The 21,239-nt window shown below is 45.1% G+C and carries 15 protein-coding genes; 9 read left to right on the forward strand and 6 right to left on the reverse strand.

The genetic code is table 11. The features are described 5' to 3' along the window. Positions 1–7 precede the first annotated feature (7 nt). The 7 genes from nadC (at position 8) to yacG (ending at position 5,679) form a co-directional block, all read left to right on the forward strand. Positions 8–871, forward strand: a complete 864-nt coding sequence (gene nadC / locus EP13_RS14010) for a carboxylating nicotinate-nucleotide diphosphorylase (protein ID WP_044057822.1) — start codon at positions 8–10, stop codon at positions 869–871. 315 nt (positions 872–1,186) lie between these two features. Beyond that, entirely contained in the window at positions 1,187–1,618 is a 432-nt protein-coding gene (locus EP13_RS14015) for a pilin (RefSeq protein WP_044057823.1), read from the forward strand. A 114-nt stretch (positions 1,619–1,732) separates the two neighbouring features. After that, positions 1,733–2,944, forward strand: a complete 1,212-nt coding sequence (locus tag EP13_RS14020) for a type II secretion system F family protein (protein ID WP_044057824.1) — start codon at positions 1,733–1,735, stop codon at positions 2,942–2,944. 99 nt (positions 2,945–3,043) lie between these two features. Further along, positions 3,044–3,925, forward strand: coding sequence for a prepilin peptidase (locus tag EP13_RS14025; RefSeq protein ID WP_044057825.1), 882 nt, complete (start codon positions 3,044–3,046; stop codon positions 3,923–3,925). Then, a complete protein-coding gene (gene coaE / locus EP13_RS14030; protein WP_044057826.1) occupies positions 3,925–4,533 on the forward strand; it encodes a dephospho-CoA kinase in 609 nt (202 codons plus the stop codon). Before EP13_RS14025 ends, coaE begins: the two co-directional genes overlap by 1 nt. Before the next feature lie 129 nt (positions 4,534–4,662). Continuing rightward, positions 4,663–5,415: a cell division protein ZapD gene (zapD, locus tag EP13_RS14035; protein WP_044057827.1), complete on the forward strand. Its 753-nt coding sequence runs from the start codon at positions 4,663–4,665 to the stop codon at positions 5,413–5,415. A 36-nt stretch (positions 5,416–5,451) separates the two neighbouring features. Beyond that, positions 5,452–5,679, forward strand: coding sequence for a DNA gyrase inhibitor YacG (yacG, locus tag EP13_RS14040; protein ID WP_044057828.1), 228 nt, complete (start codon positions 5,452–5,454; stop codon positions 5,677–5,679). 121 nt (positions 5,680–5,800) lie between these two features. On the opposite strand, the gene EP13_RS14045 is transcribed toward yacG, so the two are convergent. Further along, positions 5,801–9,238, reverse strand: coding sequence for a glycoside hydrolase family protein (locus EP13_RS14045; RefSeq protein ID WP_231497872.1), 3,438 nt, complete (start codon positions 9,236–9,238; stop codon positions 5,801–5,803). A gap of 280 nt (positions 9,239–9,518) precedes the next feature. On the opposite strand from EP13_RS14045, the gene EP13_RS14050 reads away from it, so the two are divergent. Then, a complete protein-coding gene (locus tag EP13_RS14050; protein WP_044057830.1) occupies positions 9,519–10,511 on the forward strand; it encodes a LacI family DNA-binding transcriptional regulator in 993 nt (330 codons plus the stop codon). On the opposite strand, the gene EP13_RS14055 is transcribed toward EP13_RS14050, so the two are convergent. The 5 genes from EP13_RS14055 to EP13_RS14075 form a co-directional block, all read right to left on the reverse strand. Then, positions 10,489–11,721 (reverse strand): oligosaccharide MFS transporter, encoded by a 1,233-nt coding sequence (locus tag EP13_RS14055; RefSeq protein ID WP_044057831.1) that lies wholly within the window; start codon positions 11,719–11,721, stop codon positions 10,489–10,491. The two genes, EP13_RS14050 and EP13_RS14055, sit on opposite strands and share 23 nt — an antisense overlap. A gap of 25 nt (positions 11,722–11,746) precedes the next feature. Then, complete coding sequence (locus tag EP13_RS14060; RefSeq protein WP_052364426.1) at positions 11,747–13,771, reverse strand: glycoside hydrolase family 32 protein; 2,025 nt, start codon at positions 13,769–13,771, stop codon at positions 11,747–11,749. A 63-nt stretch (positions 13,772–13,834) separates the two neighbouring features. Then, complete coding sequence (locus tag EP13_RS14065) at positions 13,835–15,145, reverse strand: sugar porter family MFS transporter (RefSeq protein WP_044057833.1); 1,311 nt, start codon at positions 15,143–15,145, stop codon at positions 13,835–13,837. Positions 15,146–15,186: 41 nt separating this feature from the next. After that, positions 15,187–16,902 (reverse strand): RagB/SusD family nutrient uptake outer membrane protein, encoded by a 1,716-nt coding sequence (locus EP13_RS14070; RefSeq protein ID WP_044057834.1) that lies wholly within the window; start codon positions 16,900–16,902, stop codon positions 15,187–15,189. 26 nt (positions 16,903–16,928) lie between these two features. Continuing rightward, positions 16,929–19,895 (reverse strand): SusC/RagA family TonB-linked outer membrane protein, encoded by a 2,967-nt coding sequence (locus tag EP13_RS14075; RefSeq protein WP_044057835.1) that lies wholly within the window; start codon positions 19,893–19,895, stop codon positions 16,929–16,931. Between the two features lie 385 nt (positions 19,896–20,280). Between EP13_RS14075 and EP13_RS14080 the strand changes: the two genes are divergently transcribed. After that, complete coding sequence (locus EP13_RS14080; RefSeq protein WP_044057836.1) at positions 20,281–21,153, forward strand: aspartoacylase; 873 nt, start codon at positions 20,281–20,283, stop codon at positions 21,151–21,153. Positions 21,154–21,239: the final 86 nt, after the last annotated feature.

Below are 21,239 nucleotides of genomic sequence, written 5' to 3' on the forward strand. Positions count from 1 at the left end.
GATGAAGATGACATCACCCGATATACAGGCAATTCGCGAACAGGTTTCGCAAGCGCTTATTGAAGATTTAGGCGGCGAGTTAAACGCCGCGAATGATATTACCGCTAACCTTATTGATGCTGACACTCAAGCCACCGCAACAATTATTACCAGAGAACCCTGTGTGGTGTGTGGCGTCGCGTGGGTAAACCAAGCTTTTGCCCTTGTCGACCCTAATGTGTCTGTCACTTGGCATGTGAATGACGGCGACAAGGTGGATGGCGATACAGTACTTGTTAGCTTATCTGGGTCGGCGCGCGCCATTTTAACGGCAGAGCGTACGGCGCTCAATTTTCTCCAAACCTTGTCAGGCACTGCGACCACCACCGCGTTTTATGCACACATACTCAGTGATAGCGAAACGAAGATCCTCGACACGCGAAAAACCCTGCCTGGACTACGTATGGCGCAAAAATACGCTGTGCGCTGCGGCGGCGGACAAAATCACCGAATAGGGCTTTTTGACGCATTTTTGATAAAAGAAAATCACATTTTTTCTTGCGGAGGTATTCGCCCTGCCATTCAACGTGCTAAGGCGATGATGCCAGGCGCGCCAGTTGAAGTTGAAGTGGAGTCAATAGACGAACTAAAACTGGCCTTAGAGGCTGGCGCTGACATTATTATGTTAGATAATTTCACTAACGAACAGATCCAAGAGTCAGTAGCGCTCACGAATAAGCGCAGTAAACTGGAAGTGTCTGGAAACATTACCGATGAACGACTTGCTTCGTTAAGTAAATTGGGTGTGGATTACATTTCTTCTGGCGCATTAACCAAACATGTTCAAGCCATAGATCTTTCGCTTCGAATTAATATAGATAGCGATAAATAATTCCATCCTAATTGAGGGAGTTCTCTCCCTCGCTCTTTACTTATCAGCGCCAGTTAACACACACGTATTGTTCGCCATAACTTTTGTAACTACAAGATTATTATACAAAAGATTAAATGCATCATAGGTGCTGGGCGCTAGCTGTGCGATAACCTGCGAAAGCAACACACCGGTATAATTTCCGATACTTGTCAGTTAGAAATTGAAATCTATACTGAGTATCAAGTACCGGGGTCGTCATTCACGTCTCGGGTATAAATGTTAATTTGAACACGACTTTACTATTGCGTGACACACAGCTCCCGGAGAACAAATATGAAAAACATGAATGCGTCAAATCAAAAAGGTTTCACTCTAATCGAACTTATGATTGTGGTTGCTATTATCGGTATTCTTGCCGCTATTGCTCTGCCTTCATATTTAAACTACACAGAGAAAGCCAGCTTCACTGAAGTGACTAACTCAACCGCAGCAGCGAAAACAGCGGTAGAGATTTGCGCACAAACCACCGGTGCCTTGGCCAACTGTGACGGCGGCTCAAACGGTGTTCCATCTGATATTGATAACTCGTCTGATACTAGCCTTGTTGGCCTAACTACCGCTAACGGCGTTATCACAGCGACCGCTTCTGGTGATTCAGGTATCGAAGATGATTCAGGTAACGCAGCAACTTACGTGCTAACGCCGACTTTGGCAAATGGCCGTGTAACTTGGGCTGCAGCATGTACCCCAGCCACACTATGTTAAGTTGTCGCGCTTAGTGTGTAGAAAGGCCCAGCAATGTCTGGGCTTTTTTGTCTTTCCACATTGCATTTTCACACAGCGCAATATTGATTTTCTTTTTGGCGGAGTAGGTATTTAATGGCGAAGGCAGCAACCACCTATACTTGGCAAGGCAAAGATCGCCGAGGTAACAGCAGAAAAGGCGAAATTTCTGCTATTAGCCTTGCCGAAGCTAAAAACCTTTTGCGACGCCAGGGCATTTCTGCCAATAAAGTGAAAAAGCTGGCTACACCGCTATTTGGCAGAGGCGCACAAAAGATAGTAGCTGCCGATATTTCTGTGATGTCGCGGCAAATTGCCACCATGTTAGGGGCCGGTGTTACCCTAATTCAATCATTAGACATGATAGCGCAAGGCCATGCTAAAGCGTCTATGCGTAAGCTGCTTCACGAAATATCTAACGAAGTTAAATCGGGAAACCCTTTGTCTGGCGCGTTACGTAAACACCCTGATTATTTCGATGATCTATACTGTGATTTGGTTTACACAGGGGAGCAATCGGGTGCCCTTGAAACCATTTACGACCGTATAGCCACTTATAAAGAAAAGGCCGAAGCCCTTAAATCAAAAATAAAAAAAGCCATGCTTTACCCCATCGCGGTGGTAGTGGTTGCATTTGTGGTAACCACCATTCTTTTAATATTTGTGGTGCCACAATTTGAAGATATTTTCAGTAGCTTTGGTGCAGAGTTGCCTGCCTTTACCCAATTCGTATTAGCCATTTCCCGTTTTGTGCAAGATTATGGATTCGTGATGGCCATTGCTGCGGTAGGCGCAGGCATGCTATTTGTGCGTGCCCATAAAAAAAGCCAATCCCTAAGAGACAATGTAGATAAGGCCATTCTCAAAGCCCCCGTAGTGGGCGAAATACTGAAAAAGGCCAGCATTGCGCGTTTTACCCGAACCTTGGCCACCACCTTTTCTGCTGGTGTTCCACTGATTGGCGCATTAGAGTCTGCCGCAGGCGCTTCAGGTAATGCGGTATTTCGCGATGCCATTTTATTTATGCGCAAAGAGGTAGCGGGCGGCATGCAGATGCATACTGCCATGCGCGCCACCAATGTATTCCCCGATATGGTGACGCAAATGGTGGCGATTGGCGAGGAGTCTGGCGCGGTAGATAGCATGCTTAGCAAAATAGCCACTATTTATGAGGCTGAAGTCGACGATATGGTTGATGGACTAACAAGTTTACTTGAGCCTATTATTATGGCGGTGCTGGGTGTCGTTATTGGGGGCTTAATTGTGGCCATGTACCTGCCTATATTTGAAATGGGTAATGTAGTGTGAACCATTAGGCTGTTACCCCGGTCAGATGAATTGAAAATTCGGTTGCGCTGCATTAGCTTTCTTTGCCATCATAATTAAAAATAAAGAGATTTGTATTCTATGGAAGCGCTTATTTCACTAAGCCAGCTTTATCCCCCTTTCTTTTATGGCCTTGTTTTTCTCGTCAGTTTGATGGTGGGAAGCTTTTTGAATGTGGTGATTCATCGCCTGCCTATCATGATGGAAAATAGCTGGAAGCACGAATATAGCGCTTATTTTACGAATGAAAACATCCCCCAAAACGACGCTTCTGGCCCCTTCAATTTAGTTAAGCCTGATAGCACCTGCCCTGCCTGCGGACATAAAATTCGCCCTTGGGAGAACATTCCCGTTATCAGTTATTTATGCTTGAAAGGAAAATGTGCATCGTGCAAAACCCCTATTTCGTTGCGCTATCCCTTTGTTGAGTTATTCACTGCCCTCACCTGTACATTCGCGGCTTTTTATTTCGGCCCTTCTCCTCAAGCGCTTTGGGCAATGGTATTGACTTACTTTTTGGTGGCCATGCTATTTATTGACCTAGATAAAATGCTGCTACCGGATCAGCTCACACTGCCCTTGCTATGGTTAGGGTTACTCTTGAGTACACACTCTGTCTTTGTTGATATGCAATCAGCCATTTGGGGCGCAGCCATTGGCTACGTGAGTTTGTGGTTAGTGTATTGGATGTTTAAAATTGCCACTGGAAAAGAAGGTATGGGCTATGGCGATTTTAAGCTACTGGCAGCGCTGGGCGCCTTTGTAGGCTGGCAAGGCTTACCTATCATTATTTTACTTTCTTCTTTAGTGGGCGCCATTGCCGGTGTGGCAATTATGATGTTCCAAAACAAAGGTAAGTCGGTGGCGATTCCATTTGGCCCTTACTTAGCCGTTGCAGGGTGGATAACTTTGCTGTTTAAATCACACATTACTCAAGCCTACTTAGATTGGATATTAGGTTGATGACAAAGCATGTAATCGGGTTAACTGGCGGTATTGGCAGCGGAAAATCAGCGGCTACAGAGGCCTTTAAATCATTGGGCATTAGTATCGTTGATGCTGATGAAGTAGCCCGCGATGTCGTCGCGGTGGGTAGCGAAGGCTTACGGCATATTGTTGCCCGCTTCGGCAGAGGTATATTGCTTGAAGATGGTCAATTAAACCGTCCAGCGTTAAGAGAAAGAGTGTTTAGTCATGAAGGTGACAAACACTGGCTAAACCAACTCTTACATCCGCTAATTCGCGCAAAAATGCTGGCTGATATCGGTGCCGCTCCCAGCGCTTATTGTATTTTGTCTGTGCCCTTGTTGATAGAAAACAACATGGAAAACCTGTGTGATAGAGTGATTGTGGTTGATTGCCCTGAATCGCTACAACTTAGCAGAGCTTTACAGCGTGATGGCAGTTCACGGGAAACCATTGAAAGTATTATGGCGTCTCAGGCCAGTCGCAGTGAGCGTCTTGAAAAGGCGGATGATGTAATTAATAACACCGGCTCATTGGATGAGTTGCACAAACAAGTCGCCTTATTGCATCAGCAGTATGTTAAACATTTTAACTTAAGTGCTTAATAAAGCATCACCGGCAACTTTTTTGCTCAAAAAGTGTCAAAATCCTCAATTGTATGCCTCACTGTACTTGGCTTAGCGCTATTCATGCATTAGGCTTTAATGCTAAGTAATTGTGTTCCAAGGATATCCATGAGCGAAGCTGTATTCGAATTTCCATTAAAGGAGAAAGTGCGAAACTACCTACGGGTAGAGCAGCTTCTTGGCCAACTAAAAAGTAGCGCTTCCTCCGAAAGCCCCCAACTTCAAACGGTGTTTTTTGAACAGCTGTTTGAACTACTCGATTTGATTGAGCGGCTTGATTTGCGGTCGGACATGAGCAAAGACTTAGATGCCCATGAAAAAAACCTGGTTTACTGGTCGCAACATCCTAAAATTGACAGTGCTGCGTTAGAGCAGGCTCTAAAAACCATTGTCACCTTAAAGCAAAAACTGAAAACCGAACGCCGCTTTGGTAGTGCGCTTAAAGAAGATAAGTTTCTCAATGCTATTCGACAACGGTTTGCTATTCCTGGCGGCGCCTGTAGCTTCGATTTACCCAATTTGTATTTTTGGCTGCAGCAACCGCTTGCTGAACGCCAAGCAGAAATTAATGGCTGGTTGCAAACCTTAAGCTTGTTAGACGATACCTTAGCCGTCAGTTTGTCATTTATTCGCGAGCGGGGGCAGTTTCAAACGGTGGTGGCGCAAGGCGGCTTTTATCAAGGCGTAGCAGAAGACAAAAACGAGTTAATTCGGATTCGTTGTAAAGTAGACGAAGGCTATTACCCCACCTTAAGCGGAAATAAATACCGCTATGCCTTACGCTTCTTACTGTTTTCTCCTAATGAAGGGCAAACCGCTTCAGTAGAAACAGACATATCGTTTAGACTCGCTGCCTGTTAAACTTCCCCCATTATTTAGCGTTAACTGGAGACCATGATGGAAGTCACTTGTCCAATATGTTCTAAATCGGTGCCATGGGGCCCACAAAGTGAGTATCGTCCTTTTTGCAGTAAAAAGTGCCAGCTTATCGACCTTGGCGAATGGGCCTCGGAAGAACGTACTATTCCCGCAAAACCTGCAGAAAATGAAACGCCTCAAGATATCGATGTGGAAGATATTGAAGCCATGCTTGCTGAGCAGTCAGAAGATTTTTTTAAGCATTAATTAGAGCTATGGCTAATGGAAAGATTCACGTGTACATGTATCACTCTTTCAAGATTGCTTAACGCGTTCTAAATAAAAATAGCAGACCACATAGAAGTGGCCTGCTGTTTCATTACCCGTTCTACTGTCGAATAAACCTCTGAAGATCACTCACTGATAGTGGCACGTCTCGTGCGTAAATACCCACCGGGCGCTGATTGAGGTCATAGAGCCTGAAACTGAGTGCTCTAAATTCGTTTATATACAAAGTCCCTATACCTGCCTCAGGATCTAACCAAACATCTAGATTTACCCCCTCAGTTAGATTCATAGGTACCGCCACTTGTGCATCTAAATTACCCGCGTCCACGTCTTCTCCCTCACTAACAGCGGGTAAGTCAGCTGCTCTAAATTGATCAGCAAGCAAGTAAGGCAATGCGGAATCCGAACCGTCATCAGGGTGCTGATCAATAAACCTTATCACCGCAGTTTGTCCTATAAGCTCACTGACATCCCATGTAACCCAATCCATGACAAACTTATCGTCAGCGGATTTTTCAGCATCTCTACCAGATTGGCTTCTCACAACTTCACCATTTACCACCAACACGACTGCTGTCGCATTAGCACTGTCGAAAGGATTCGACCCACCGCCAATGAGAAAATTAATATAGGGTTTGCTAATTTCAAATGAAGGGCTTTCAGCGGATCCCGTGGCGTTATAACCAATCCAGCCAAGGGAAGTGCCGTCTTCATCAAATCCATCTCCAAAACTGGAGAACACGCGTTCGCCAACATTGTTCGCAATATCGCCGCCCCACCAGCCTCCATCTAGCTTCAAAAAATCGCCGCTTACGTTCGTGAACTCATGTGCAGTAAGGGTGTTGTATTGCGCACAACAAAATTCGAAACCCGATACATTCTGTTCAGGTTCATTCTCGCGAGAGAAAAGCGGCTCGCCCGCTAGCGCAGGTGTGGGCGTGACGCTTGCGCCGCCGGTAGGTGGGGTATCACCGAAGTAAAAAGAGGCTTGATTGCTATTGGTATCCAGTTCAAGCCTCGCAACCTGTTCTCCTTCAACCTCGGTAGGAAAGTAGATACCAAATCTGCCAGTCGCGTTTTCACTGGTAACCGACAGCGATAGGCGATTTTTGTCGCCGCGCTTTTCCAGTGTAATAGCAGATGATGCCATCATAGTAATAGGCGACTCGCCAGAAACTGAACCCTGTTGGCTTTGAAAGGTAGTATCAATAGCGCTAGCGAATTCGGTTTTATACTTCTGCGGAATGTGCACAGCCAACTCTCCCGATGTTGTGGTATCGAGTTGGTGAATGGCCAGATCGCCACCAAAGGTCCCTACACCAGCATTAGTTCTGCCTATCTTATGTGGCACCCATCCAAACAATAACGTTGACTCTTCTGAAGCGGCTGTGCGTCCAGCATAATAAAATTTGCCATCAAGGGAAGTGAAGTTTGCCAGTTGCCAACCCTCGCCGTTTTGTCGAAGATACTTAATATCCCGTTCTCCGTCATTCTGATCGGAAAATAGCATGTATTGCGCGTCACCAAAATCTACCCAATCCGGCACTTCTAAATTAAGAGGAGCATCCATAACAAAGAGGGGTTCCTGAGGTAACCAGGTGGTAAGATTTTCCGAAACATAAAGCCCTATAGCCGCTTGACCGTTATAACGGGTAGTAATCAACATCCAATAATTATTGGTTTCTTTATTCCAAAATACTTTAGGATCTCGAAAATCAAAGTCGCTATAGCCGTTGCTTCCAGTAAACGTATCTTCAGGTATTTTGGTAAATTCAGTTAGCGTGCCGTCTGTGGCGGTCGCATGCATTACCGCTTCAACAGGGTTAAAGTCTGCATTATGACCGGTAAAGAAGATATGTGTCTGACCTTCTGCATCTTCTATGACGCTTCCGGAGCCGGTCCATTGGTCTTGTGTATTCGTATCACCGGTGGCTTCAAGAACTCTTTGTGGGAAGCTCCCCCTTTGCAGGTCACTGGTTTTGGTGAGATACCAGTCGTGGAACGCCGTATCAATTAAGTAATAAAGATAAAACTCGCCATCATGATAATAGGGGTTCGGATCTGCCATGACTAAAGGCAAAGGAATATCATGGCCATCAGGCACACTCACCACTTCAGCGTTATTGGGCGTCGCAGCCGGATGCTCTGCTAAGCGAATTTCATCAAGCATAATAAAGCCAAGTCCATTCTCTTGTCCCCCCTCGTGATAGTCGATAACTTCCAACACTGCGGTTTTTCCCTTTAATGCACTTACATCCCATGTGTGCCAATCTAGCTGTGACTCTTCTCCATTTCCCACGGCATGACGAACAACTTTGCCATTTACGCGCAATACCACCGCCGTAGCATTATCTGACGCAAAATCTTGAGTACCACCGCCCACCAAAAAGTTTAAAAAGTTGTGGCTAAGGGTAAAAGGGGGAGAACTTAGCGTTCCTGTCGCCTCGTCGCCAATCCAACCCAGCGACGTGCCATCTGCACTAAAACCGTCGCCACGACTTGTGAAAATTCGCTCACCTTGGTGATTGCTTATATCTGCAGCCCACCAGCCGCCGTCGAGCTTATCTAAATCACCTGTAGCTCTAAAGTCGTGGTTGGCATAGGTATTAAATTGTCCGCAACAAAACTCAAACCCAGCAATATGTTGTCCCTGGTCAGAAACACGAGTAAAAGCAGGTATGCCATCCGATTCTGGTTCAATTGACGCACTTGCTGTTATCTGCAAGTGACTAGTTTCGTCAGGCATTGCAGCAGCTTCGCCTGCATGCCGTATCTCGTCGACAAGTAAGTAAGGCAGAGCAGTATCTGAGTTATCTTCCGGATGGTTGTCTATGAAGCGAATTTTTGCTGTCATTCCAGCATAATTAGTGACGTCCCACGTTACCCACCGCATACTCATCGCCGTGTCATCTCCGCTGGCCTGCAATACGACTTCATCATCAACAACCAATACCAATGCTGTCGTATTTGGCTCTGTAAAGCCGTTGCTTCCCCCACCAATGAGAAAGTTGATATAACGTTCTGTTATTTCAAAAGCAGGGCTGTCCATCATACCAACAGCGCTAAACCCTACCCAACCTAAGCTTTCGTCTTCATTGTCAAAGCCATCCCCGAAGCTAGAAAACACGCGCTCTCCTACTACGCCCGCCACATCTGCGCCCCACCATCCACCATCAAGCTTGGCAAAATCTCCTGTGACGTCTTCAAAACCGTGCTCTGCGTAGGTGTTGTATTGGCCACAACAAAACTCGAACCCAGATAAAGTTTGATCACTATTTTCAGGGTTATTAAACAGAGGAAAGCCTGCACTTTCAGGATTTTCGGTCAGAGTAATATCTTCTTCTTGCTCTTCATCGACGGGCTCGCTGCCCTCTCCAATAACATCAGAAGGACTTTGCCCCTCTTGCAAAACAATCAATTCTGCTTCGATTTTATTTTTGTGTGTATCATCGTCTGAGCACGCCATAAGGGAGGCGCTCACCAATAAAAAGATGACCGAAAGCCGTCCCCGTAGAGGAGATGGATGTGAAGTGTTCATAGTTATCCTCCATAGCATCTAAATGCGCTATGTTGTAATTTTTTAATTGAGTATGCCGAAAAAACACGACCAGTTTTCGACACGCTTTACTGGGAAACCCAAATTAAACAACGTTGTCTTTTAATAAGATTAGAGTTATACAAACACAAATACAACATTTATTTTACATTTTTGATATGAAAGTAATTATCGCGTACTCGGGCGGGCTTATGGCAAAATTTGGTAAAAGTGTGTAGCTTTAGGCAATTAAATGAAGTACGTAAATTAGGAATCATATGGAATGGTTACAATAAAGGACGTGGCTGCGCACGCGGGTGTGGCGTTTAAAACTGTATCAAGGGTTGTGAACAATGACCCTACCGTCAAGCCTAAAAACAGAGAAAAGGTACTTAAAGCCATTGAGGAGCTTGGCTACCGCCCAAACCGAGCCGCCCAAATGACACGTCGCAAAAAGTCTGGCGTAATTGGATTTATCGCCGACGAACTATTGCGTGTACCTTATACTTTTGATCTTATTCGAGGCGCGCAGGATCTCGCTTGGAAACACAATAAAGAATTGATGGTGCTGAACGTAAACGTCAATAAATACAGTGTAGAAGGCGCAGTCAATCATCTTTTTGAGCATCGCGTTGAAGGCATAATTTATGCGGCTATGTATCATCGTGAAGTTTCTCTTCCCTTGCAATTTAAAGAAGTACCGACAGTGTTAGCAAACTGTTATGACAGCTATGGAAGGTATCCTTCTATTGTTCCCGACGAAAAAGAGGCGGCCAGAGAAATCACGGCAAGTCTTATAGGTAAAGGCTATAAGCGTATTGCATTCTTAAACCTGAATGAGAATATCATTGCTGCAAAACTGCGCAAAGAAGGCGTAGAACAAGCCTTTAGCAACGCCAATATAAACCTTGATAACCTCCTAGTAGAATCCGTTATTTTCGGAGAAGAGAATAATGAACGTTCTGTCACCCGCAGTAGGGTAGAAAATATTATTAAGAACTTTAAGCCCGATGCAATACTCTGTGGGCAAGATCCTATGGCTGTTGAGGTTTATTTTGTCGTTCAGGCGTTAGGATTAAAAGTAGGTAAAGATATCGGCGTCGGCAGTTTCGATGACTGGGATATCATTCCTACCCTATTGCAACCAGAGTTAACAACCATGGCACTCCCCCACTACGAAATGGGCCAATGGGCATTCAACTGCCTACTTGAGGAGCGCACCGAGCCGGTGAAAGAAACTGCACGGTTTACCCTTAATAGCCGCCAGTCGTTCTAGCTGCTACATCATTTTTCGGTTTGTTGTTTTCTAATATCCAAAACGAAAAGATAAGATTAGCCGTCACTACTGTACCAAGCAGTAAATAAGTGTCGGCAAATCCAAGATCATCGTAAAGTTCACCAATTACTGACGATAACAGTGTGGTAACAACTTGGGTGAATACATGAAACCCAATCAGGTAAATCGTTGCAGAGAGCCGAGTATCAAAGTTAACCGCAATGTATTTAAAAATCGCCACTAGCAAAATAGGCAATTCTAGGGCATGAAGTAATTTGACCAACGAAATAGAAACAGGGTCTGCAACAACGCCCGAAGCCAGCATACGAAGGGCCATGATTGCGCCGCTTAGCAATAGTCCATTCTTTGGCCCTATTTTGTTAACGATAAACGGAGCGATAAACATCATTCCAGCTTCGATAAACACCTGCAGTGAATTTAAGTATCCATAAAATCTATTGCCTTCTTCAGGGGTTGGAAAAAGCGAAGAAAAATAAATAGGAAACTGCTGATCATATATTTGATAGAGACAAGAAACCCCCATCACGTAGAGGCTTAAACGCCAAAATCGGCTCTGACTAAAGAGCGAAAGCACATCGCTCACTCCCACTTTTTTCTTTTTTGTGCGTGGCGTTTTCGTAGACGCTGGCAGCCAGAATAGGCAGAGAATGAAGCCGACTCCCGTGGCACTCGCTAAAACAAAGTTAAGCTTAGGATTAATGTTAAATGTTACACCAGCCACAAAAGTAGCACATGCCCAGCCCAGCGAGCCCCATAGCCTCGCCTTGCCAAATTCGACATCATGTTGACGACCCAGACGCTCTATATAAGCCTCAAGTGTGCCTACTGCAGCACCAAAGGTGAGCGCATTATATAGTGCGCCGACGATAGCGCCCACTATGAAGAAAGACGTTAACAGGGGTTGGTAAATCAGAATAAAGAAAGGGCCAACGCCAGCCATTAATAGTCCCAGCATAAATAATAGCTGTTTGCCCGTTCCCAACCGGTCCTGCAAAATACCGTAAACGGGCATTATTATAAGAGCCGCTAACGCATTGGTGGCGAATACTACACCTGTTTCTTTTCCGGTTAACGCCAGTGTTTGGTTTAACCATAGAGGAAACAACGAGTAACAAAACGACCAGGTCAGAAAGAACGAAAAAAATGTTATCGCTGATGACCAATACGCCGAATTTAGCTGACACTTCATAATAATACCCTAAGCCTAAATGACGCTATTTAGCCGACCATATAGATCCTAATCGCTCTACAGAAACCTGCTTAAGAGGTTGGCTATCGGTCTTGACGCTCATCGTATCGTACACTGATGCCGGAAATATTAACGATGTCATAACGGTGGTACCATCATCGATAAATAACTCGAGTGAAGACCTGTCAATCACAATCGAAACCGAGTATTGCGTATTAATCGTCGTTAAAGTGCCCTCTTGTACGCTGCTAAACTGCTCATTAAACCCAACCTTTCCTGACTGGCTGCGATCTAAGGAAACCACCGACCTTTTGTGATCAATTTCAATATCTACGAACTCTCCTTGATCATTTTCAAAACCCACTAACACAGGTGATGCCAGTTCAGCGTCAACCTTAAAAGAATAACGTAAAGCTGACATTCTTCCTGAGCTATCCAGCGAGGATAAGTTTATAGTTTCACCTGGCGCCAGTGACGTGGCTTGCTCAGTGGCTTCAACAAGTGAATCAAGTTCTTCGACTAATTGGCTTTGAACTCGCAGTCCTTTCGGGGTGTTTAATAACTTTAACGCTCTCGGTAACGTCATGGCACTACGCCATTTATTTGTCGGTACCTCGTTGGCGTATAACCAATTACTCATCCACCCCATGAAAACATGCCGTCTTTCATTACTGTTAGGTGTATTGAAGAACGTCACGCCCGCATAATTATCGGTGCCGTGATCTAGCCAAATGGCGGGCTCTAATCGATTTTCGGCAGGCTCGTTAGCAAACACAATATCATCAATATAGGTATGCCCCCAGCTTCCTGCCTCTTTATCGATAATTCTCAACAATGCAGGTTCACCCATCCATTCACTGACATCCCAACTTGCATGATGAAGTGTTTCACGATTAAGCCCAGTTTCCGACTTTACTACTTCGCCATCGACAACAAGTTGAATACCCACTTTGTCGGGGTGATGGCCGCCGCCAATTCTGAAGTTTATAAACTTCTCTGTAATCGTAAATAACTGAGAAGTCAGTGAACCGGTGGCACGGTCTTCATCAGCAAAGCTATTGATTAAACTGACACCTGTATACCCTGTAGGTGGAGGCTGGTTGGTATGACCGCCATTGGTTGGCGCAGAAGAAAAAGCGCTGCCTTCGGCACGCCACTGATTCACACCATTTTCAAAATCATCAAATACCTTACCGGTAGGAAATTTTGCTACCGTAGGCGCAAGTTCCGTTTCCCAGTCGGCGTCCAATACAAAGGTTTTACCGTCAAAATCTCCAACAAAATATTGTGTTGCCGAGCCACCATTCGGGCCGCCAGGCGAGATACTCACCAGCAGTACATAACGAGACTCATTGGTCCCTTCAACTGGCATAAGTAATAATTCTGGGCACTCCCACACGCCGCCATGACTGCCTATCTCTTCGCCAAATGTACTCTCTAAAGACCAATCAATAAGGTTATCGGAACTATAAAAACCAATATGGTCTTTTTGTGCTAGCGCCATCACCCACTTTTGTGTGGGTTCGTGCCACATGACTTTAGGGTCGCGAAAGTCTTTAATACCAGGATTTTCAATCACCGGGTTACCTGTGTATTTTTGCCAGGTTTGACCTTTGTCCAAACTATACGCCAATGCTTGGGTCTGATAGTCGATGCGGCCCTGCTTTTCCATTTCTGCATTGTGATAGGTATACAGCGCGACTATGGGAGGGTTGTTATCACTTCCCAGCCCACTAGAATTATTCCAATCTACCACGGCACTTCCTGAGAATATTGTACCCTGCTCATCTGGATAAAGTGCGATTGGGCGCTCTTCCCAATGCACTAGGTCCTTGCTGACGGCATGCCCCCAGTGCATAGGCCCCCACACTGACGCGTCTGGGTTATGTTGAAAAAATAAATGATACTCACCGTCCAAGTAGAACATGCCGTTGGGATCATTCATCCATTTTTCATTAGGGGAAAAATGAATTTGCGGGCGATAATCTTCGTTACGATCTGCCTCGATAGCAGAGGTCGGACTAACGGGGAGTGGACTAGTTTGATTCATGGAACATCCAACAAGAGCTGTAGAAATAATAAGACTTAACACTGACTTCATAAAAAAGTGCCTCTATTTTGATAACGCTGCGGAAACATCTTCGAGGGTTCTCCCTTTCGTCTCCGGCATCAAAAAGCGAACGAAAAGTAGTTGTAAGAACATAGCAAAGGTGAAGAATCCGAAGACCTGGGGAGCGGAGAAACTGGCCAAGACTTGTGGCATTATTAAGGTAATTAATGCAGCAAAAACCCAATGGGTGCCGCTTCCTAAAGATTGGCCTTTGGAGCGCACTGAATTAGGGAAAATTTCTGCGATGAAAACCCAAATAACAGCCCCTTGACCAATGGCATGTGCCGCGATGAAGACAAACACGGCACCCACCACCACTGTACCTCCCATTTGGCTACTAAAGGCCCAAGTCACTGTGGCGAGTGAGAGCAAATAACCGAATGAGCCTATATACATCAGTGATTTACGGCCTATACGGTCAATCAAGCTGACACCAAGCATAGTAAAGATTAGATTAACTAGCCCAACCCCTGCCGTAGAAAGTAGCGCTGCACTGCCGTCCAGCCCAGCCATGTCGAACACACGCGGTGCATAGTAGATAATAAAATTAATACCTGAGAGTTGATTAAAGGCCGCAAGTAAAAATGCCAATACCACTGGAAAACGGTATTCTGGTTTAAATAATGACTCTTTACTTTGGCTGCTGCTATCACGCTTAACAGCATTAATCGTTTGCTCAATATCTTCACTTTGCAACTCGAGAAACACCCGCCTTGCTTCTGTTTCATCGTTGCGGTGTAAAAGCAACCAACGCGGGCTTTCCGGTGCCTTAAGCACCATCAAAAAGTAAACCAGAGCAGGTAACGCTTCTACGCCTAGCATCATGCGCCAGTCTTCAACTATGACGCCAGATAGTAGATAATTGGAAAGGAACGCGACCAATATGCCAAATACAATTTGAAATTGGTAAGTTGCTACCAAACGACCTCTTATTTTCGCCGGCGCAATCTCTGAAATATAAGCAGGTACAGCGATGGAGGACACCCCTACTCCCACACCTCCAATAAACCTTAAAATGGCAAACGTATAAGGGTCTTGAGCCAACGCTGAGCCTAGCGCAGAGAGTAAATAAAGCACGCCAATAAGCACTAGCGTTTTTTTGCGGCCCAAGCGGTCACAAGGCCAATTCCCCATTAACGCGCCTAATACTGTTCCCCACAGCGCTGAAGACATAACAAAGAGACCGTGAAAGAGCGGTGGCGTCTCCCACAATGCCTGAATGGACTGGTCGGCCCCAGAAATCACCGCTGTATCAAAACCGAACAGGAACCCGGCGATAGCAACAGTGAAAGACCAATAAACTATTTTATTCATGATGTGTAAGTTACCTATTGGACACTCTCGAAACGCCGGGCTTAGTAGCCCGGGTTCTGTACATAGATACCGCCGCTCAAATTAATCTGTTGATTAGGAATAGGCAGGTATTCGTGTTTATTTTTGGTAAATGCAGCATCTTCTAGATAAGGCTTTCTGCCGCGCTCGGTTGTGAGGTACTCATCAATGGTTTCTTTTGCCACGCCCCATCGAACTAAGTCGAAGAAGCGATGCCCCTCTAAACCTAATTCAACCCGTCGTTCCCAGCGCAATGCTTGGCGAGCTTCAGTTTTATTAGCGAAAGTGTCGTAGGTACCAATACGGTACATACTCGCCTCATTAAGTCTGCCAGTACTTGCCGCGGCACGTGCTCTTAGACGATTAATGATAGGGGTAGCTTCTTCCCAGCGATCAAGTTCTATAAGCGCTTCAGCTTTCCACAGTAATACATCGGCATAGCGAACAAGCACGGTGTTTAATGAAAAAATAGGGAAGGGCCCATTTTCTCCTCGACAATCACAGTCAGGGTGTTCTAAGTCTTTCATGCCAGTGTAGTTACCGTATATTCCTGGTGCTCGCGCCCAGCTATCGCCACCGTGAATAAGATCAGGGTCATACTTAAACGGCTTTCCTTCCATGGCGACTGTATGATCAAGGCGAGGGTCAACATAGTCATTTGCTACGTTATACACACTCTCGTTAAAGTTAGAGAAGCGGGGCAGTCCCGAGTTGTCTGTCTTAAATGCATTCACAAAATTTTCAGTGGGAACATGAAAACCGCAGCAACCAAATCCTCCTGACATTGGAGCATTCAACGCACTAGACCAGGCTCCTCGCCCATCTGGACTGCCATCATTTAATGAACGTTGGATTGCAAAAACAGACTCGCGACCATTCTCAAATTCAGCGAGAAAATTTTCAGCATAATCATCATACAGCCCATACTCTCCGCTAGCCTCAATTTCATCAACCAAACTCACTACTTCTTCCAGTTTTTGTTGATTGATATTAACGACATTATGTAACTCATCTTGCTCGTACGCTTGATATAGCAAAGTCTTCGCTAAATAGGCTTTTGCAGAGAGCGACGAGGCACGCCCAACGTCTTGTTGAACAGCGGGAAGGTTATTAGAAGCGAAGCGAAAATCCGCCGCTATCTTATCCCATAACTGCTGATCAGTAAGGTCACGGTTGGTGGTAGCTAATATCTCTTCCTGTGTCATCGTCTCATCAATCCACGGAATATGCTTATGATGAATTTTCAGGTCGAAATAAAAAACAGCTCTGAGAAAGCGTAACTCTGCAGACTTTTCGTCAGCAGTGGCAAGCTCGTCAGCGGGCGTATCTTGAATAACGTTAAGTGCCGAATTAGCCCGTGAAATACCCGTGTAGTTTCGTGTCCACTTTTTGTTATTCAGGTCAATCAAATCCGGTGGGAAAGACTCCATGTCAGGCACGAGTGGCTCATACATGGATAATGCATGATAGGCAAAAATGTCTGACGGACCGTTACCGCCTTTATGCGCATCTCCTGCACGCAGGTTCCCCGTGGGCCAAAGATAATTAGGCGCGGTGTAGTGGTCGTTTCCAAGGTATGAATAGGTAGCGATGACCAAAGCGTCAATATTTTCAGTGGTTGCCACTTGATCTTCTGTCAAAACAGCTTGAGGTTCACTATCCAACTCTCCACTGCCACCGCAGGAAGCAACCGACAGAGCCACAAGACTACTAGTTAAAAATTTGCTTATACGATTCATGATATTAAATCCATTATCCTGTTAGCTTAAAAAGAAAATTCCAGTCCGAAAGTAATTCGGCGCGGGACAGGAAATACTTCGTTGGGGGTTTCGGGATCTTCACTTAAGGTTCCATCTGGGGTGATGGTCAAAAGATTCTGAGCCTGTAAATAGATGCGTGCATCGTTAAGACCCATGCGCTCGATAAAGTCCAGTGTTGGTGTGTAACCTACACTGATATTACGCAGCTTGAGATACGTTCCTTCTTCCCAGAAAAAGCTGGATTGACGGCCTTCGCCATTGTTGTCAATAAGGGTTAATGCAGGTACATCACTGTTAGCGTTTTCTGGCGTCCAAGCATCGAGGGTGCGCGCGCCATAGTTTGAGCCAATGTTCAATGATGTGAAATCGGTAAACAGTCTCCAGTTATTACGAATTTGCCCGCCTTTCACTCCTTGCCAGAACATATTGAAGTCCCAAGCTTTATATTTAAACGTAAAGTTCATGCCATAAATAAAGTCGGGGTCAGTGTCTGCGAAGAAGTCTTGATCGTTCTCATCAATTACGCCATTTCCGTCGAGATCCTGCCAGCGGATACGTCCTGGTGCAGCGCCAGATTGTACTGCGTGTTCTTCAACTTCTTCTTGGCTTTGGAAGATACCGTCAGCGACATATCCGTACACCGAGTTAATGGAGCGACCTAAAATTGTTTTGTCTTGCCCATTCCCTCCAAAAGAGTTCACCACATCTTCTGGTAGCGCTGTAACCGTGTTTTCCGTAGATGAAATATTAAAGTTGATATCTACCAGCAATTCGTCTTCCAGTAAGCCAGTTTCAATCCACTTCTCATAGCCCAATACCAGCTCTACACCCGCATTTTCTATCGTGCCGCCATTAACCCACTTTTGCGCGCCTTCACCCAGTGTTGCTATAGGCTGGGTTAACGTAAGAATGTCGCGGGTTTCTTTTTCATACCAATCGAAGCTCCCGTAAACAGTGTTGCGGAAAAGTTCAAAATCGACACCCAAGTTTATTTGAGTTGAGGTTTCCCATTTAAGGTCAGCATTACCGGTTTGAGCTCGTACAAAACCAGACGGCAATGTACCGCTATTCGAGCCGGTTATGTCGTAGGCTGTACCTTCATCTTGTTCGTTCGTGAAAAGTGACTGGGTGGCGTAACGTGGTACATACGTCGTCACGGTGGCATTGGTGGGTATTTCTTGATTACCGGTTTCTCCCCAGCTCCCCCTAAGTTTCAGCGTGTCAATGAATTCAACGTCGAAAAAGTCTTCGTTACTCACTACCCAACCAAAAGAAGCCGCCGGGAAATTACCGTACTCGTTAGCATCACCAAACCGTGAGGAGCCGTCACGACGAATAGTAAATGAGGCTAAATAGCGGTTATCGTAGTTATAATCTACGCGAGCAAATTGAGAATCGAGTGACCAGGTTTCTCCCTCACCCTCAACACGTACATCTGACGTCGCTTGAGATAGATAGGCAAACGAACGGTCATCAGAAGCGAAACCCGATCCAATCCCTCTGAACAACTCTCGTTCGTAGTTAATTTGCTCAACACCTGCGAGGAAGTTGAACTTGTGTAAATCATTAACTACCCACTTATATGTCGCCGTAGCGCCGGTAATAATGCTTTGATTCCAATTATCTTCTACTGTTAAACGATCTCCGCTACTTAGCGAGCCTGCGGTAAATGCACGCGTAAAATTACGAAAATAGAATTGGCTGTAATCGAGACCCACGTTCCCTCTTAGGGTTAAATCTTCAATGGGCGAGTATTCAACAAAAAAGTTAGCCATTACCTTATTGTAAGTATGGCCGTTGTCGCGGTTTTGCTCGATGATGCGGACAGGGTTGTCTCTATCAGTGATACCTGGGACTGGCCCACCCCAGCCACCAACATCATTGTAAACGGGGACGATAGACTGCTGTTCAATTGATAACCCTAGAATTTGTCCAGCTAAATCATTGATCAAGTTTGCTTTTTGATCAGTAATAAGAAACGTCTGGCCAACTTTTAGTTTGTCTTCGATGACATCATGCTCAGAATTAAACCTGAACGCCAATCGTTCAAACTTAGAGCCATCGACGATGCCTTCAGCGTCAAAATAGCCTAAAGAGGTATAGAATTGAGACACCTCATTACCGCCAGCTACAGAGAAATTCATGTCAGAGATTTTCGACGTTCTGGTCACTTCATCGAACCATTGTGTATCTGCCGGTCTTTGCACGTTTTCCGGATCGGTATAGGTAGGCAATATGACTGAGTATAGCTCTGGGTTTTCGAAGTCTTGATTCCAGTCAAAGGTGTATAAAGGGCTTGCTGAGTTTGGGTTCGAGCCATCATTTACCGCGGCTTGCCAAACAACCGCTCCACGCTCTAGCGTGTTTAGGGGATGGAGGTCATAGTCGTACTCTTCAATGCTTTGATTGAAACGAAAATTAAAGTCTAAACCCTTATGCCCTTTCTTCGTCGTGACAACAATGACACCATTTCCCGAGCGAGCCCCGTATATGCTGGCGGCAGCAGCGTCTCGTAACACCTGCACATCAGCAATATCGTTACTGTTAATCTCGTGTAAACCCGACTTGGTAGGTATACCATCGATAATATATAACGGGTCATTATTGCCCAATGGGCCTAAACCTTGTCCACGTATTCTCACTGTGGCGGTGGAGCTCGGGTTTCCCGTAGTGGTAATTTGAAGACCTGGCACCCTACCCTGCAAGTTTTGCATTATGTTACCAGCGGGTAAGTCGATAACATCCTCAATATCAACCGTGGCTATAGCACCAGTCAAATCTGTTTTCTCCACAGCACTGTAACCGTAGGAAATTTCTATTACTTCTACTTCTTTCGGCGTCTCCGCCTGTACTGCGTCAGACTCAGTTTCCTGTGCCTGTAACGACGTTGCCATTAGCATTAAAGCCAGAGGCGCTGGCGTAAAAGCCGCACGTAGCTGACGAGCTAATGGGTTCAATTTGTAGTCTTTCATATCGCGTCCCGATAGTTGAAGTGGTGTAATTCCAGCAAATAAACAACGTTGTCTTTTTATGTTATACGCGTTCTTAATTTATTATTCAACAAATAATTAACAAAAGAATTTACAATTCTGTTCCATCCAAACCTTTATCAAGTGAGTATTTTGCAAATAAAAGTACGCTTAATAATCTCTAAACTATGGACGGATAAGGTGGTTAAATGGAGCTTAATAGATACTAACGTTGTACATAGCAACGTGATTGAAAGGTCGTCATGCCTTATGGCAATTTCGTTTTAATAATGAGGTTAAACGTATTCTCGGATATCGCTGGGTAGTGTAATATCAGGGCTGCTTTTTAATACCTCTATTTTCAACTCAATGTAAAAAAGGAAGATGAATGTTTAATAAGATCGCGCTTGTTGGTGGTACCCATGGCAACGAAACCAGCGGTATTCAACTTATCCGAAATTGGCAAGCGTTCGGATTACCTTCGCGATTCAGTACATTAAACGTTTCTTTGAATATTGCCAATGAAGCCGCCCTTGAGGCCAATGTTCGCTTTGTTGAAGAAGATTTGAATCGCCAGTTCACCTTTGATGGTTTAGCGTCGTCTAATACGTCTAAAGAAGCTGTGCTGGCTAAAACACTTAACCAGAAATTTGGCCCAAAGGGCAATTCAGCAACGGACTTTGTTATTGATATCCACAACACAACCAGTGCGATGGACGCAACATTGATTCTGCTTGAAGCCGATGAGTTTCACACACAATTGGGGCGTTATGTTAAACAACATATGCCAGAAGCAAACATACTGGTTGAAGACGAGAAACCGTATTTAGAGCATGGTTACTTGTGCACAACTGGCAAAAAAGGTGTGATGATAGAGGTGGGTGGTCAGCCACAAGGTGTGTTACGTGAAGACGTATACTTACTCACGCAAACCATGGCAGAAGTGATTCTGGACTTCTGCGTGGCCTATAATCAAGGCGATATTAGCACCGATGCACTGCCCCCATGCGAAGCGTTTCGATTAGGTGAAAATATCTCTTTCCCGCTATCTGAAAAAGGCCAACGTACCGCAATGATTCATCACAGTTTTCAGGATTCAGATTTCGCCCCTTTGTTGCCTGGCATGCCTATGTTTCGAACCTTTGATGGCAAGGATATCAATTGGGAAGGTGATAAAGAGACTTACCCTCATTTCATTAATGAGGCGGCCTATCATAAGCTGGATGTGGCTTTTGCTACCGCAGAGCGATTCACGCTTTAACATGCCCGAACGTGAGGCACAAAAAAACGGTCTTCATGACCGTTTTTTATTGCTTCGAACTTTTCGCGGTTAATTGGCTTAAGCGT

It is taken from the genome of Alteromonas australica (assembly GCF_000730385.1).
Taxonomy (GTDB): Bacteria; Pseudomonadota; Gammaproteobacteria; order Enterobacterales; family Alteromonadaceae; genus Alteromonas; species Alteromonas australica.

What these genes read in the sequence shown, in the direction of transcription:
- nadC (WP_044057822.1), top strand. Translation starts at nt 8, where the DNA reads ATGACATCACCCGATATACAGGCAATTCGCGAACAGGTTTCGCAAGCG.
- EP13_RS14015 (WP_044057823.1), top strand. Translation starts at nt 1,187, where the DNA reads ATGAAAAACATGAATGCGTCAAATCAAAAAGGTTTCACTCTAATCGAA.
- EP13_RS14020 (WP_044057824.1), top strand. Translation starts at nt 1,733, where the DNA reads ATGGCGAAGGCAGCAACCACCTATACTTGGCAAGGCAAAGATCGCCGA.
- EP13_RS14025 (WP_044057825.1), top strand. Translation starts at nt 3,044, where the DNA reads ATGGAAGCGCTTATTTCACTAAGCCAGCTTTATCCCCCTTTCTTTTAT.
- coaE (WP_044057826.1), top strand. Translation starts at nt 3,925, where the DNA reads ATGACAAAGCATGTAATCGGGTTAACTGGCGGTATTGGCAGCGGAAAA.
- zapD (WP_044057827.1), top strand. Translation starts at nt 4,663, where the DNA reads ATGAGCGAAGCTGTATTCGAATTTCCATTAAAGGAGAAAGTGCGAAAC.
- yacG (WP_044057828.1), top strand. Translation starts at nt 5,452, where the DNA reads ATGGAAGTCACTTGTCCAATATGTTCTAAATCGGTGCCATGGGGCCCA.
- EP13_RS14045 (WP_231497872.1), bottom strand. Translation starts at nt 9,238, where the DNA reads ATGAACACTTCACATCCATCTCCTCTACGGGGACGGCTTTCGGTCATC.
- EP13_RS14050 (WP_044057830.1), top strand. Translation starts at nt 9,519, where the DNA reads ATGGTTACAATAAAGGACGTGGCTGCGCACGCGGGTGTGGCGTTTAAA.
- EP13_RS14055 (WP_044057831.1), bottom strand. Translation starts at nt 11,721, where the DNA reads ATGAAGTGTCAGCTAAATTCGGCGTATTGGTCATCAGCGATAACATTT.
- EP13_RS14060 (WP_052364426.1), bottom strand. Translation starts at nt 13,771, where the DNA reads ATGAATCAAACTAGTCCACTCCCCGTTAGTCCGACCTCTGCTATCGAG.
- EP13_RS14065 (WP_044057833.1), bottom strand. Translation starts at nt 15,145, where the DNA reads ATGAATAAAATAGTTTATTGGTCTTTCACTGTTGCTATCGCCGGGTTC.
- EP13_RS14070 (WP_044057834.1), bottom strand. Translation starts at nt 16,902, where the DNA reads ATGAATCGTATAAGCAAATTTTTAACTAGTAGTCTTGTGGCTCTGTCG.
- EP13_RS14075 (WP_044057835.1), bottom strand. Translation starts at nt 19,895, where the DNA reads ATGAAAGACTACAAATTGAACCCATTAGCTCGTCAGCTACGTGCGGCT.
- EP13_RS14080 (WP_044057836.1), top strand. Translation starts at nt 20,281, where the DNA reads ATGTTTAATAAGATCGCGCTTGTTGGTGGTACCCATGGCAACGAAACC.